This window comes from Streptococcus mitis, assembly GCF_002005545.1.
Classification (GTDB): domain Bacteria; phylum Bacillota; class Bacilli; order Lactobacillales; family Streptococcaceae; genus Streptococcus; species Streptococcus mitis_I.
In genome coordinates this window covers 1,584,252-1,596,880 of record NZ_LBMT01000001.1, presented here as the reverse complement: position 1 = coordinate 1,596,880, position 12,629 = coordinate 1,584,252, and the positions used below count along the sequence as shown (strand labels likewise).

Sequence of the window (12,629 nt, the reverse complement as noted above, 5' to 3'; positions counted from 1 at the left end):
TAAACGCTACATGGCACATGACTTGATTACCATTGAAGACCCCACGCATGTTGAGATGGACGGTGAAGGCAAGCGTATCTTGATTCAGTTGAACAAGGAATTTACTTATAACGGTGAACCAGTCAGCGACTTTGCCCGAAACGGTCGTCTTGAAATGGACGGAACAGGCGCAGCATGGAAGTACGAACCTAAAGAATAGGAGGTGTGTATGCAAATTGAATTTTTCAATTTTTTCCGAAGCGTCGTCCAGACTGAAGATGGTCTGGTCTTGTACGCTCTGGCATTGATTGTCTCAATGGAAATCATTGATTTTGTAACAGGGACAATTGCTGCTATCGCAAATCCTGACATCGAGTATAAGAGCAAAATCGGTATTAATGGACTCCTTCGCAAAATTCTAGGGGTCCTTTTACTGATGATCCTCATCCCGATGTCTGTACTCTTGCCTGAGAAGACAGGCTTCGCATTCTTGTACTCGATCTATCTCGGGTACATCGCATTTACTTTTCAATCACTCATTGAGAATTATCGCAAATTAAAAGGAAATGTCACTCTTTTTCAGCCAATCTTGAAAGCATTCCAACGATTGCTTGAGAAAGACGAAGATAAAAACAAAGGAGAATGAACATGATTAATTGGAAACTACGACTAAAAAATAAAACCTTTTACCTGTCTGCTATCCCAGCCTTCTTACTTCTCTTGCAAGCTGGTGCAGCAGTCTTTGGATATCATCTGGATTTGGGTGATATCGGCAATAAGCTGATTCTGCTTGTCAATGCGATATTCGTGTTCTTAACTGCAATCGGTCTGGTCAACGACCCAACCACAAGCGGAATCACAGACAGCACACGAGCGCTAGAATACAAGAAACCAAGTGAGGAGTAAGTATGTCTAAAAAACAAGAAATGATTCAATTCTTCATCGACAAGGCCAATTCTGGCGATGGAGTGGACAACGACGGAGCTTATGGCTTCCAGTGTGCCGACGTGCCTTGTTACGGGCTTCGTCATTGGTATGGTGTGACCCTCTGGGGCAATGCTTACGACTTGCTTGAGTCAGCGCGTTCACAAGGCTTGAAAGTCGTGTATGACGCTGACTATCCAAAGGCTGGTTGGTTCTTCGTGAAAAGCTATGTAGCTGGCGACGGTGTCAACTATGGACATACAGGGCTTGTCTATGAGGACTCAGACGGAGATACTATCAAGACGATTGAGCAGAATATTGATGGCAACTGGGACTACTTAGAAGTAGGTGGGCCTTGTCGCTACAACGAGCGCTCTGTAAGTGAAATCGTTGGGTATATCGTACCGCCTGAAGAGGTTGAAACTGGCTGGCAACAGAACCAATATGGCTGGTGGTGGGTTCGTGAAGACGGTTCATACCCAACTAACAAATGGGAGAAAATCAACGATGTTTGGTACTATTTCGATGAAAAAGGCTTCATGAAGTGTAGTACCTGGTTGAACTACAAGGACGCTTGGTACTGGTTCACGGATTCAGGCTCTATGGCCACCGGCTGGGCTCGTATCAATAACGCTTGGTATTACTTTGATGAAGACGGTAAGATGGTAACTGGTTGGATTAAGCATAAGCTGACTTGGTACTACCTAGACCGTAAGAACGGGAACATGGTATCAAATGCCTTTATCCAGTCAGCAGACGGAACAGGCTGGTACTACATCAAACCAGACGGAACGATGGCAGATAAGCCAGAGTTCACAGTAGAGCCGGAAGGCTTGATTACGACTAAATAATTTAAAAAAATAAATAGAAAGGAAACTTTCTAAATTGTTCTTTCACCGCAGGCTTAAGCTTGCGGTTTTTTGTTTGACAAAAATAAAAACAGTGAAATTACTCACTGATCCTTTTGTAAACTATTAGAAATAAATTGCAACCTTCTCAACTATACGGGCAAAGATGATTATGAAAATGAATACGAAGATGAATACGATTTAAAAAAACGATGGCAATCAATGGAAATGATTTAAAAGAAAAATAAGCCAAAAACTCAACTATTGACAAGTAACGATAAGTATTTGTAAACGTTTTTCACTTATGATATAATAGCATTGTATTTATTGTATATGAATCTGGAGAAAAAATCAAAGATATTTTTGAAGGATAGTATGAGAACAAGGGAGAATATATGACCTTAGAATGGGAAGAATTTCTAGATCCTTACATTCAAGCTGTTGGTGAGTTAAAGATTAAACTACGTGGTATTCGGAAGCAATATCGTAAGCAAAATAAGCATTCTCCGATTGAGTTTGTGACGGGTAGAGTCAAGCCGATTGAAAGTATCAAGGAAAAAATGGCTCGTCGTGGCATTACTTATGCAACCTTGGAACACGATTTGCAGGATATTGCTGGTTTGCGTGTGATGGTTCAGTTTGTAGATGACGTCAAGGAAGTAGTGGAAATTTTACACAAGCGTCAGGACATGCGGATCATACAGGAACGAGATTACATTACTCATCGAAAAGCCTCAGGCTACCGTTCCTATCATGTGGTAGTAGAATATATGGTTGACACCATCAATGGAGCCAAGACTATTTTGGCAGAAATTCAGATTCGTACTTTGGCCATGAATTTCTGGGCAACAATAGAACATTCTCTCAACTACAAGTACCAAGGGGATTTCCCAGAGGAGATTAAGAAGCGACTGGAAATTACAGCCAAGATTGCCCATCAGTTGGATGAAGAAATGGGTAAAATTCGAGATGATATCCAAGAAGCCCAGGCCCTTTTTGATCCCTTGAGTAGAAAATTAAATGACGGTGTAGGAAACAGTGACGATACAGATGAAGAATACAGGTAAACGAATTGACCTGATAGCCAATAGAAAACCGCAGAGCCAAAGGGTTTTATATGAATTGCGAGATCGTTTGAAGAGAAATCAGTTTATACTCAATGATAGCAGTCCGGACATTGTCATTTCCATTGGTGGAGATGGCATGCTCTTGTCGGCCTTTCATAAGTACGAAGACCAACTTGATAAGGTACGCTTTATCGGTCTTCATACAGGACATCTGGGCTTTTATACCGATTATCGTGATTTTGAGTTGGATAAGTTAATGACCAATTTGCAGCTGGATACCGGAGCAAGGGTTTCTTACCCTGTTCTAAATGTGAAGGTTTTTCTTGGAAATGGAGAGGTCAAGATTTTTCGTGCCCTCAACGAAGCCAGCATTCGCAGATCCGATCGAACCATGGTGGCAGATATTGTCATCAATGGTGTTCCCTTTGAGCGTTTTCGTGGAGACGGGCTAACAGTTTCGACACCGACTGGTAGTACTGCCTATAACAAGTCTCTTGGCGGTGCTGTTTTACACCCTACCATTGAAGCTTTGCAATTAACGGAGATTGCCAGCCTTAATAATCGTGTCTATCGAACGCTGGGCTCTTCTATTATTGTGCCTAAGAAGGATAAGATTGAACTCATTCCAACAAGAAATGATTACCACACCATTTCGGTTGACAATAGTGTCTATTCTTTTCGTAGTATCGAGCGAATCGAGTATCAAATTGATCATCATAAGATTCACTTTGTCGCGACTCCTAGCCATACCAGTTTCTGGAACCGCGTTAAGGATGCCTTTATCGGCGAGGTGGATGAATGAGGTTTGAATTTATCGCAGATGAACATGTCAAGGTTAAGACCTTCTTAAAAAAGCACGAGGTTTCTAAGGGACTTCTAGCCAAGATTAAGTTTCGAGGTGGGGCTATTCTGGTCAATGACCAACCGCAAAATGCAACCTATCTATTGGATATTGGGGACCGCGTTACCATTGATATTCCCGCTGAGGAAGGCTTTGAAACTCTAGAAGCTATCGAGAGACCATTAGACATTCTCTATGAGGATGATCATTTTCTAGTTTTAAACAAACCCTATGGAGTGGCTTCTATTCCTAGTGTCAATCACTCTAATACCATTGCCAATTTTATCAAGGGTTACTACGTCAAGCAAAATTACGAAAATCAGCAGGTTCACATTGTAACCAGGCTTGATAGAGATACTTCTGGCTTGATGCTTTTTGCCAAGCATGGCTATGCCCATGCACGATTAGACAAGCAGTTGCAGAAGAAGTCCATTGAAAAACGCTACTTTGCTTTGGTTAAAGGTGATGGTCACTTGGAGTCAGAGGGGGAAATTATTGCTCCGATTGCGCGTGACGAAGACTCTATTATCACCAGACGGGTGGCTAAAGGTGGAAAGTATGCCCATACTTCTTACAAGATTGTCGCTTCTTATGGAAATATTCACTTGGTCGACATTCGATTGCATACTGGTCGAACCCACCAAATCCGAGTCCATTTTTCTCATATTGGTTTTCCTTTGTTGGGAGATGATTTGTACGGAGGTAGTCTGGACGACGGCATTCAACGTCAGGCCCTGCATTGCCATTACCTATCCTTTTATCATCCATTTTTAGAGCAAGACTTGCAGTTAGAAAGTCCCTTTCCGGATGATTTTAGCAACCTTATTACCCAGTTATCAACTAATACTCTATAAAAACTGTTTCAGAGTATAATTATTATCTAAAAGGAGAAAACTCATGGAAGTTTTTGAAAGTCTAAAAGCCAACCTTGTTGGTAAAAATGCTCGTATCGTTCTCCCTGAAGGGGAAGAGCCACGTATTCTTCAAGCGACTAAACGCTTGGTAAAAGAAACAGAAGTGATTCCTGTTTTGCTTGGAAATCCTGAAAAAATTAAAATTTATCTTGAAATTGAAGGGATCATGGATGGTTATGAAGTCATTGACCCTCAACATTATCCTCAATTTGAAGAAATGGTTACTGCCTTGGTAGAGCGTCGCAAGGGCAAAATGTCTGAAGAAGATGCACGCAAGGTTTTGGTTGAAGATGTCAACTATTTTGGTGTTATGTTGGTTTACTTGGGCTTGGTTGATGGAATGGTATCTGGAGCTATTCACTCAACAGCTTCAACAGTTCGTCCAGCTCTTCAAATCATCAAAACTCGTCCAAATGTAACTCGTACTTCAGGTGCCTTCCTCATGGTTCGTGGTACGGAACGTTACCTATTTGGAGACTGTGCTATCAATATCAATCCTGATGCAGAAGCCTTGGCTGAAATTGCCATCAACTCAGCAATCACAGCTAAGATGTTTGGCATCGAGCCTAAAATTGCCATGCTGAGCTATTCTACTAAAGGTTCAGGATTTGGTGAGAGCGTCGATAAGGTTGTAGAAGCCACTAAAATTGCTCACGACTTGCGTCCTGACCTTGAAATCGATGGTGAGCTGCAATTTGATGCAGCCTTTGTTCCTGAAACTGCAGCTCTGAAAGCTCCTGGAAGTACGGTAGCTGGTCAAGCAAATGTCTTCATCTTCCCAGGTATCGAGGCAGGAAATATCGGATACAAGATGGCTGAACGTCTTGGTGGCTTTGCAGCTGTAGGACCTGTTTTGCAAGGTTTGAACAAACCAGTTAACGACCTTTCTCGTGGATGTAATGCAGATGATGTGTACAAGTTGACTCTTATCACAGCAGCTCAAGCAGTTCATCAATAAAGAGAAGTGCTACTAAATAATTCGCATTTATAATCAAAAAACGCACAGTATCAGTACAGAAATGTACTGATACTATGCGTTTTATTGTGGGAAGATTTACTTCATTTTCTCTTAAAATTGAGTTTTTGCCCAGTCTATTTTTAGTATTTATAGGCTACGATACCAATGATTGTATCAACTGCACGTTCCATAGTCTGAAGGCTAACGTATTCAAAACGACCGTGCATATTCTCGCCACCAGCAAAGATATTAGGGGTTGGGATTCCCATAAAGGAAATCTTAGAGCCGTCTGTCCCTCCACGGATTGGTTCGATAATAGGAGTGATCCCCAAATCTTCCATAACTGCTTTAGCAATGGTAATTGGAGTCATATCTTTTTCAATGACTTCTTTCATATTGTAGTACTGATCTGTCAAGTTTAGGGTGACACGGTCGCTACCAAGTTCTTGATTCATCTTATCAGCGATAGACTGCATAGCTGCTTTACGTGCTTCAAAGGCCTCTTTTTCAAAATCACGAATGATGTAGCTTGCACGCGCTTCCTCGATACTACCTGTCACATCCATAAGATGATAGAAACCTTGGTAGCCATCCGTTAACTCAGGTCTGTCATTCTCTGGAAGTTGATTGTGAAAATCAATTGCTAGCTGAAGGGCGTTGACCATCTGACCTTTGGCAGTACCAGGATGGACATTGCGTCCTTGGAAATGCAATTCAGCACCAGCTGCTGAGAAGGTCTCGTACTGAAGTTCACCTAGTGGGCCACCATCAACTGTGTAGGCAAAATCAACATCAAAATCTTCTGCATCAAATTTATTAGCACCAACACCGATTTCTTCATCTGGACCAAAACCAACACGAATCTCACAGTGTTTGATTTCAGGGTGAGCAGTTAGATATTCAATAGCAGTCATAATTTCAGCAATCCCTGACTTGTCATCAGCACCTAGCAAGGTTGTTCCATCGGTTGTGATGAGCGTTTGTCCTGGATATTTTTCAAGACTCTTAAAGTCAGCTGGATCGAGTTTGAAACCAGAATTTCCAAGTTCAATCACACCACCATCATAGTTCTCAATCACCTGAGGATTGACTCCTTCGGCATTAAAATCAGCGGTATCCATGTGGGAGATGAAGCCAATTTTACGTGTTAAAGATGGATCATTGGCTGGCAAGGTACCAATCGCAAAACCATTTGGAAGGTAGTAGACGTTTTGTAGTCCAACACGTTTCATTTCAGGGATAAGAACATTGGTTGCGAAGTCAACCTGACTCTGCGTACTTGGAGTAGTCTTAGAGTGTTCGTCAGAGCGCGTGTTGACCTTAACGTAGGTTAAGAAGCGGTCCAAGAGATTTGGATAAGTCATAAAAAACTCCTTTTGAATTCATTTTTTCCATTGTATCATAGAAAGAAGAGAAAAACAAAAGACAGAAGTTCGGGAAATTCGCTATGTTGGCGTTTACTTATTAATGGATAAATGATAAAATAAACTTGATAAAAACATCACAAGGAAGCAGTTATGAAAAAAGCAATTTTAATGATGACATTCGGTTCGCCAGAAGAGATTACCTTTGAAGGTGTAGCTGATTTTTTCACAAATATTCGTCGTGGAGTGAGACCTCAAGACCATGAGATTCAAACTCTCTATGATAATTATGTACGAATTGGAGGCACGCCTCTGCAAAGAATTACTCGTGAAGAAGTTGCCTTGGTAGAAGCTAGGCTAGGAAATGAATATAGTGTCTATTTTGCTAATAAGTTTTCTAGACCTTTTATCCCAGATGTGATTGGTCAGATGGAAGCAGACGGAATCGAGCAATGTATTTGTTTGATTTTGGAGCCTCATTATTCTTTTTACTCTGTCATGGGCTATGAAAAATTTTTAGAAAGCAAGCAAATTCAATTTTTAGTTATTAAGGACTGGTATCAAGAAGAAGCTCTCTTAAACTATTGGGCAGATGAAATTGGTAAAATTTTAAAAGAAGAAGTAAAGCAGGATAGCTTTAAAGTCATCTTTTCAGCTCACAGTGTGCCCATTTTTGCCTTGGATTTTGGTGACCCATATATTGACCAAATTTTCGAAAATAGCAAGTTAGTTGCTGAAAAACTAGGCTTGAGTTCAGAGCAATATACTAACACTTGGCAAAGTGAGAGTGATATCGGGATTCCATGGATTAAACCAGATGTTTTGGAGTATCTCAGAGAACAGACAGAACATCCAGACCATTATATTTTTGTTCCTATCAGCTTCATTAGTGAGCATATTGAAGTCTTGTTTGACAACGATGTGGAATGTTATGACTTGTGTCAAGAATTGGGTGTGAACTACCATCGACCACCAATGCCAAATACGGATTCTCGTTTGATTGATGCCTTGATTAGTACAGTCAGAGCCAATGAAGATCAAGAGTTTAAGGAATTTCTCCCAGAAGAAGAAACCTTTGATGAGTTAGTTCCTTCAGATGAGACGAAAAACATTTTGGCCGAATCTCAAGATTTACAAATGCCTGAATTTGTGAAAAAACTGATTGAGAAAAAAGGTCGGGAGAATGTCAAGATGCCTTATCTTATCAAGAAGATGCTAGAAAAAGCAGGCAAGTTACCCAAAGAGTAAAGAAAAAAGGATTTAGCTTTGTGCTAGATCCTTTTAAACGATTATTTTTTCTCAAGAAGAGCTTTGATTTCTTGAAGGACTTCCAATTCGGTTGGTTTTTTTTCGGCAGTTTTTTCTTCCTTTATACCAGTCAGTTTCTGTGCTTTTTCAATACCCTTGATAATAAAGAAGAGGGCGGTACCCACAAAGATAAAATTGATAATAGCACTTAAAAAGTTACCATAGCCGACTCCATGCCAAGAAAGTTGAGCGATACGTTCGACTTTAGCAGCTTTCAAAGCGGGATTTAAAATAAGAGGAGTGATAATGTCGTTTACAAGTGAAGTAACGATAGCACCAAAAGCAGAGGCAATGACAACACCGACAGCAAGGTCAACAACATTACCACGAAGCAAAAATGCTTTAAGATCTTTTAACATTTTCATAATATCCTTTCAAAAATTTTTACTATTTATTATATATTAATTGAGAAGAGCTTGCAAGATAGATGCTCAGAAGTTTTATTTGTTAAAAACATAGACCTTGCTTAAAATGTAATTAAGAATAATTATCAATATTTGAGCAAGTATTGTTTCGATTGCATTGATTTTGTCAAGATTACCGTTTACGAACTGACCAATAATATTAGGAAACTGGGTTACAAACAGAAAAGTAAGGAGCAAGTCTAATAGAAAGGTAGAAAGGCGGGCAAGAGAAAATTTCACTAAACGTCTTGGCCAATTCTGCCTAGCTTGCTTAAATACAATCCTATCATTTGTGATAAAGGCAAAGAGGATACCAATAATATTTGCCAAGGTCGTAGCAAGAAGTTCCTGATGACTTAGTTGATAAATGACTAGTCGTGTGAGAATCGAAACTAGAGTTGTTGCAAGGCCAAAAAAGAGATAGGCTAAGATTTCATTGTTAAGAAATTTTTGAATACAAATTTTCATGTTTTAAGTATAGCATAAAGCAAGCTATTGTGCTATACTAGTAAGGTTGAATAAAGCAACCCTTGGTGCTTAGCTTCTTTCACCAAGCATATTACACGCGGATAACCGCCAAAGGAGAAAAGATGAAAAAATTAACTATTCGTGATGTTGCAGATATTGCAATCGTCGCTGCTATCTATGTCGTTTTGACTGTCACACCGCCCCTAAATGCCATCAGCTATGGTGCTTATCAGTTTCGTATTTCAGAAATGATGAACTTTATGGCTTTTTACAATCCTAAGTACATCATCGGAGTTACCATCGGTTGTATGATTGCTAATTTCTTTAGCTTCGGACTACTAGATGTCTTTGTTGGTGGCGGATCAACCTTAGTATTCCTCAGTCTAGGTGTTTGGCTTTTTGCAAAATATAGCAAGGATTACCTCTTTAACGGATTGATTCGAAAAGATCATTTCTTCTTTTCAATCCTCTTTTCAATTTCCATGTTTACTATTGCTGCAGAGTTAAATATTGTAGCAGAATTACCATTCTTCCTTACTTGGTTTACAACAGGAATTGGTGAATTTGCCTCATTGATTATTGGAGCGATTATTATTGGTAAAATTGGTCGTCGAATTGATTTAAGCAAATAGAAGAAGATAAGCTAGGTAGCTCTTACCTGGCTTTTTCTTTAGGAAAATTTCTTAGGAAACTTGACAAGATTTTCTAACTGTAGTATACTTTTTAAGTAAGCTGATTTAGCTCAGTTGGCAGAGCGCATCCATGGTAAGGATGAGGTCGCCGGTTCAATCCCGGCAATTAGCATTAAATAGACAGAAAAAACCTTTATTTACAAGGTTTTTTGTTATGTCTGCCTCAAATTTTTCAAAGATATTTCTTATGTATCTGTGTAAATAAAACTAATACTCAATGAAAATCAAAGAGCAAACTAGGAAGCTAGCCGCAGGTTGATCAAAACACTGTTTTGAGGTTGTAGATAAAACTGACGAAGTCAGCTCAAAACATGTTTTTGAGGTTGTAGAGTCAGTAACCATACATACGGTAAAGCGACTCTGACGAAGTTTGAAGAGATTTTCGAAGAGTATAAAGAGTTTCGTCTGTTGACAAAAGTGATTCTCTTTAGTAGAATAGTAGATGCGATGAGTCGATAGGTTGTCTTCGGACTACTATTGAGCATAAGGAGGTCATAACGCAGGAGCGGACCTTGATGAGTTGTGTGAACCTGCTCATCACATGAAGATGCCTCTTAGTCCCTGGTCTAGCGACTGGGGATTTTTATTTTCCAAAAAATGATGAAAAAGCTTTGCAATTCATGGAAAAAGTAGTATAATACATCTATTATAGAAATTTTTAGAAAATTCCGAAAGAGGTTATGTATGGGATATACAGTTGCTGTAGTCGGCGCGACAGGTGCTGTCGGTGCTCAGATGATAAAAATGTTGGAAGAATCAACACTTCCAATCGATAAAATTCGTTTACTTGCTTCTGCACGTTCAGCAGGCAAGACTTTGAAATTTAAAGACCAAGATATTACGATTGAAGAAACGACTGAAACAGCTTTTGAAGGAGTTGATATTGCTCTCTTTTCAGCAGGTGGTTCTACATCAGCTAAGTATGCACCATACGCAGTTAAAGCTGGAGCGGTAGTAGTAGATAATACATCTTACTTCCGTCAAAATCCAGATGTTCCTTTGGTTGTTCCAGAGGTCAATGCTCATGCACTTGATGCCCACAACGGAATCATTGCCTGCCCTAACTGTTCAACAATTCAAATGATGGTAGCCCTTGAACCCGTTCGTCAAAAATGGGGCTTGGATCGTATCATTGTTTCAACTTACCAAGCCGTCTCAGGTGCTGGTATGGGAGCGATTCTTGAAACACAACGTGAACTTCGTGAAGTGTTGAATGATGGTGTAACTCCACGTGATTTGCATGCGGAAATCTTGCCTTCAGGCGGTGACAAGAAACATTATCCTATCGCCTTCAATGCTCTTCCACAAATTGATGTCTTCACTGACAATGATTATACTTACGAAGAGATGAAGATGACTAAGGAAACTAAGAAAATTATGGAAGATGATAGCATTGCAGTATCTGCAACATGTGTGCGCATTCCAGTCTTGTCAGCTCACTCTGAGTCTGTTTATATCGAAACAAAAGAAGTGGCTCCAATCGAAGAAGTCAAAGCAGCTATCGCAGCCTTCCCAGGTGCTGTTCTCGAAGATGATGTAGCTCATCAAATTTATCCTCAAGCTATCAATGCAGTGGGTTCACGTGATACCTTTGTTGGTCGTATCCGTAAAGACTTGGATGCTGAAAAAGGAATCCACATGTGGGTTGTTTCAGACAACCTGCTCAAAGGTGCTGCTTGGAACTCAGTTCAGATTGCAGAAACTCTTCACGAACGTGGATTGGTTCGTCCAACAGTTGAATTGAAATTTGAATTAAAATAGTCATATCGTTTAGGAGTTCAGATGAACTCCTTCTTTGAAATAGAGAGGTGTTTTCATGTCTTATCAAGATTTAAAAGAGTGTAAAATTATCACGGCCTTCATAACCCCTTTCCATGAGGATGGTTCCATTAACTTTGATGCCATTCCAGCCTTGATTGAGCATTTGTTGGCTCATCATACAGATGGTATTCTTCTCGCAGGAACGACTGCTGAGAGTCCAACCTTGACTCACGATGAAGAGTTGGAGCTATTTGCGGCTGTACAAAAGGTTGTCAATGGACGCGTTCCTTTGATTGCGGGTGTAGGTACTAATGATACGCGTGACTCGATCGAGTTTGTCAAAGAAGTAGCAGAATTTGGTGGTTTCGCAGCTGGGCTTGCTATTGTTCCTTACTACAACAAACCTTCTCAAGAAGGGATGTATCAGCACTTTAAAGCCATTGCAGATGCTTCGGATCTACCAATTATCATCTATAACATTCCAGGTCGTGTGGTTGTCGAATTAACTCCAGAAACCATGCTTCGCTTGGCTGATCATCCAAATATTATCGGTGTCAAAGAATGTACTAGCTTGGCCAATATGGCTTACTTGATTGAGCACAAGCCTGAAGAATTCTTGATTTATACAGGTGAGGATGGAGATGCTTTCCATGCCATGAACCTTGGTGCTGACGGGGTTATTTCTGTTGCCTCTCATACAAATGGAGATGAGATGCACGAGATGTTTACTGCCATTGCAGAAAGTGATATGAAGAAAGCTGCAGCTATTCAGCGTAAATTCATTCCTAAAGTCAATGCCCTCTTCTCTTATCCAAGTCCTGCTCCAGTTAAGGCAGTTTTGAACTATATGGGATTTGAAGCTGGCCCAACTCGATTACCTCTAGTTCCAGCACCAGAAGAAGATGCTAAACGCATTATCAAGGTTGTCGTAGATGGCGACTACGAAGCGACCAAGGCAACTGTAACAGGTGTCTTAAGACCAGATTACTAATAAGACAATCATGACCACCCGTCAAACGGGTGGTTTGTACCAGGGCTATAAGCCCAAATTACCAGCCAGCGCCTAAAGACGCTGGCTTTCACTTTGTTCAAGCCTTATTG

The 12,629-nt window shown here is 40.3% G+C and carries 15 protein-coding genes, 1 tRNA gene and 1 riboswitch; of the genes, 13 read left to right on the top strand and 3 right to left on the bottom strand.

The features are described 5' to 3' along the window. Positions 1 to 10 precede the first annotated feature (10 nt). The 8 genes from QS39_RS11400 (at position 11) to pta (ending at position 5,531) form a co-directional block, all read left to right on the top strand. Positions 11 to 199 (top strand): hypothetical protein, encoded by a 189-nt coding sequence (locus tag QS39_RS11400; RefSeq protein WP_257617721.1) that lies wholly within the window; start codon positions 11 to 13, stop codon positions 197 to 199. A gap of 9 nt (positions 200 to 208) precedes the next feature. Next, the gene (locus QS39_RS07995) at positions 209 to 625 is read left to right on the top strand and encodes a phage holin family protein (protein WP_077805166.1); all 417 of its coding nucleotides are present in this window, start codon (positions 209 to 211) and stop codon (positions 623 to 625) included. 2 nt (positions 626 to 627) lie between these two features. Beyond that, the gene (locus QS39_RS07990) at positions 628 to 885 is read left to right on the top strand and encodes a phage holin (RefSeq protein ID WP_077805165.1); all 258 of its coding nucleotides are present in this window, start codon (positions 628 to 630) and stop codon (positions 883 to 885) included. A 2-nt stretch (positions 886 to 887) separates the two neighbouring features. Then, positions 888 to 1,754, top strand: coding sequence for a CHAP domain-containing protein (locus QS39_RS11515; RefSeq protein ID WP_077805164.1), 867 nt, complete (start codon positions 888 to 890; stop codon positions 1,752 to 1,754). Positions 1,755 to 2,146: 392 nt separating this feature from the next. Then, a complete protein-coding gene (yjbM, locus tag QS39_RS07980; protein WP_000171680.1) occupies positions 2,147 to 2,818 on the top strand; it encodes a GTP diphosphokinase in 672 nt (223 codons plus the stop codon). Beyond that, positions 2,802 to 3,620: an NAD kinase gene (locus tag QS39_RS07975; protein WP_000799049.1), complete on the top strand. Its 819-nt coding sequence runs from the start codon at positions 2,802 to 2,804 to the stop codon at positions 3,618 to 3,620. Before yjbM ends, QS39_RS07975 begins: the two co-directional genes overlap by 17 nt. Further along, the gene (locus tag QS39_RS07970; protein ID WP_077805163.1) at positions 3,617 to 4,513 is read left to right on the top strand and encodes an RluA family pseudouridine synthase; all 897 of its coding nucleotides are present in this window, start codon (positions 3,617 to 3,619) and stop codon (positions 4,511 to 4,513) included. Before QS39_RS07975 ends, QS39_RS07970 begins: the two co-directional genes overlap by 4 nt. A 43-nt stretch (positions 4,514 to 4,556) precedes the next feature. Then, positions 4,557 to 5,531, top strand: a complete 975-nt coding sequence (gene pta, locus QS39_RS07965; protein ID WP_077805162.1) for a phosphate acetyltransferase — start codon at positions 4,557 to 4,559, stop codon at positions 5,529 to 5,531. A gap of 140 nt (positions 5,532 to 5,671) precedes the next feature. Here pta and pepT read toward each other — a convergent pair whose 3' ends face one another. Continuing rightward, positions 5,672 to 6,895, bottom strand: coding sequence for a peptidase T (gene pepT / locus QS39_RS07960; protein ID WP_077805161.1), 1,224 nt, complete (start codon positions 6,893 to 6,895; stop codon positions 5,672 to 5,674). A gap of 153 nt (positions 6,896 to 7,048) precedes the next feature. On the opposite strand from pepT, the gene hemH reads away from it, so the two are divergent. Then, a complete protein-coding gene (hemH, locus tag QS39_RS07955; protein WP_077805160.1) occupies positions 7,049 to 8,143 on the top strand; it encodes a ferrochelatase in 1,095 nt (364 codons plus the stop codon). A 41-nt stretch (positions 8,144 to 8,184) separates the two neighbouring features. Here hemH and mscL read toward each other — a convergent pair whose 3' ends face one another. After that, positions 8,185 to 8,562, bottom strand: coding sequence for a large conductance mechanosensitive channel protein MscL (mscL, locus tag QS39_RS07950; protein ID WP_077805159.1), 378 nt, complete (start codon positions 8,560 to 8,562; stop codon positions 8,185 to 8,187). 81 nt (positions 8,563 to 8,643) lie between these two features. Beyond that, positions 8,644 to 9,075: a GtrA family protein gene (locus QS39_RS07945; protein WP_077805158.1), complete on the bottom strand. Its 432-nt coding sequence runs from the start codon at positions 9,073 to 9,075 to the stop codon at positions 8,644 to 8,646. A gap of 28 nt (positions 9,076 to 9,103) precedes the next feature. Next, positions 9,104 to 9,200: riboswitch (PreQ1 riboswitch) on the top strand. Here QS39_RS07945 and QS39_RS07940 point away from each other — a divergent pair. The 4 genes from QS39_RS07940 (at position 9,198) to dapA (ending at position 12,519) form a co-directional block, all read left to right on the top strand. Beyond that, positions 9,198 to 9,707 (top strand): QueT transporter family protein, encoded by a 510-nt coding sequence (locus QS39_RS07940; RefSeq protein ID WP_000737071.1) that lies wholly within the window; start codon positions 9,198 to 9,200, stop codon positions 9,705 to 9,707. Its footprint overlaps the riboswitch before it by 3 nt. 99 nt (positions 9,708 to 9,806) lie before the next feature. Next, positions 9,807 to 9,879: transfer RNA gene (locus tag QS39_RS07935), tRNA-Thr, on the top strand. A gap of 572 nt (positions 9,880 to 10,451) precedes the next feature. Next, a complete protein-coding gene (locus tag QS39_RS07925) occupies positions 10,452 to 11,528 on the top strand; it encodes an aspartate-semialdehyde dehydrogenase (RefSeq protein ID WP_077805157.1) in 1,077 nt (358 codons plus the stop codon). A gap of 55 nt (positions 11,529 to 11,583) precedes the next feature. Further along, on the top strand, positions 11,584 to 12,519 hold the full coding sequence (gene dapA / locus QS39_RS07920) for a 4-hydroxy-tetrahydrodipicolinate synthase (protein ID WP_000121621.1): 936 nt from the start codon (positions 11,584 to 11,586) through the stop codon (positions 12,517 to 12,519). The last annotated feature ends 110 nt before the right edge of the window (positions 12,520 to 12,629 follow it).

Excerpts from the sequence above, each read along its gene's own strand:
- dapA (WP_000121621.1), top strand. The coding sequence starts at position 11,584 with ATGTCTTATCAAGATTTAAAAGAGTGTAAAATTATCACGGCCTTCATA.
- QS39_RS07995 (WP_077805166.1), top strand. The coding sequence starts at position 209 with ATGCAAATTGAATTTTTCAATTTTTTCCGAAGCGTCGTCCAGACTGAA.
- QS39_RS07945 (WP_077805158.1), bottom strand. The coding sequence starts at position 9,075 with ATGAAAATTTGTATTCAAAAATTTCTTAACAATGAAATCTTAGCCTAT.
- hemH (WP_077805160.1), top strand. The coding sequence starts at position 7,049 with ATGAAAAAAGCAATTTTAATGATGACATTCGGTTCGCCAGAAGAGATT.
- QS39_RS07975 (WP_000799049.1), top strand. The coding sequence starts at position 2,802 with ATGAAGAATACAGGTAAACGAATTGACCTGATAGCCAATAGAAAACCG.
- yjbM (WP_000171680.1), top strand. The coding sequence starts at position 2,147 with ATGACCTTAGAATGGGAAGAATTTCTAGATCCTTACATTCAAGCTGTT.
- mscL (WP_077805159.1), bottom strand. The coding sequence starts at position 8,562 with ATGTTAAAAGATCTTAAAGCATTTTTGCTTCGTGGTAATGTTGTTGAC.
- pta (WP_077805162.1), top strand. The coding sequence starts at position 4,557 with ATGGAAGTTTTTGAAAGTCTAAAAGCCAACCTTGTTGGTAAAAATGCT.
- QS39_RS07970 (WP_077805163.1), top strand. The coding sequence starts at position 3,617 with ATGAGGTTTGAATTTATCGCAGATGAACATGTCAAGGTTAAGACCTTC.
- QS39_RS07990 (WP_077805165.1), top strand. The coding sequence starts at position 628 with ATGATTAATTGGAAACTACGACTAAAAAATAAAACCTTTTACCTGTCT.
- pepT (WP_077805161.1), bottom strand. The coding sequence starts at position 6,895 with ATGACTTATCCAAATCTCTTGGACCGCTTCTTAACCTACGTTAAGGTC.
- QS39_RS11400 (WP_257617721.1), top strand. The coding sequence starts at position 11 with ATGGCACATGACTTGATTACCATTGAAGACCCCACGCATGTTGAGATG.
- QS39_RS07940 (WP_000737071.1), top strand. The coding sequence starts at position 9,198 with ATGAAAAAATTAACTATTCGTGATGTTGCAGATATTGCAATCGTCGCT.
- QS39_RS07925 (WP_077805157.1), top strand. The coding sequence starts at position 10,452 with ATGGGATATACAGTTGCTGTAGTCGGCGCGACAGGTGCTGTCGGTGCT.
- QS39_RS11515 (WP_077805164.1), top strand. The coding sequence starts at position 888 with ATGTCTAAAAAACAAGAAATGATTCAATTCTTCATCGACAAGGCCAAT.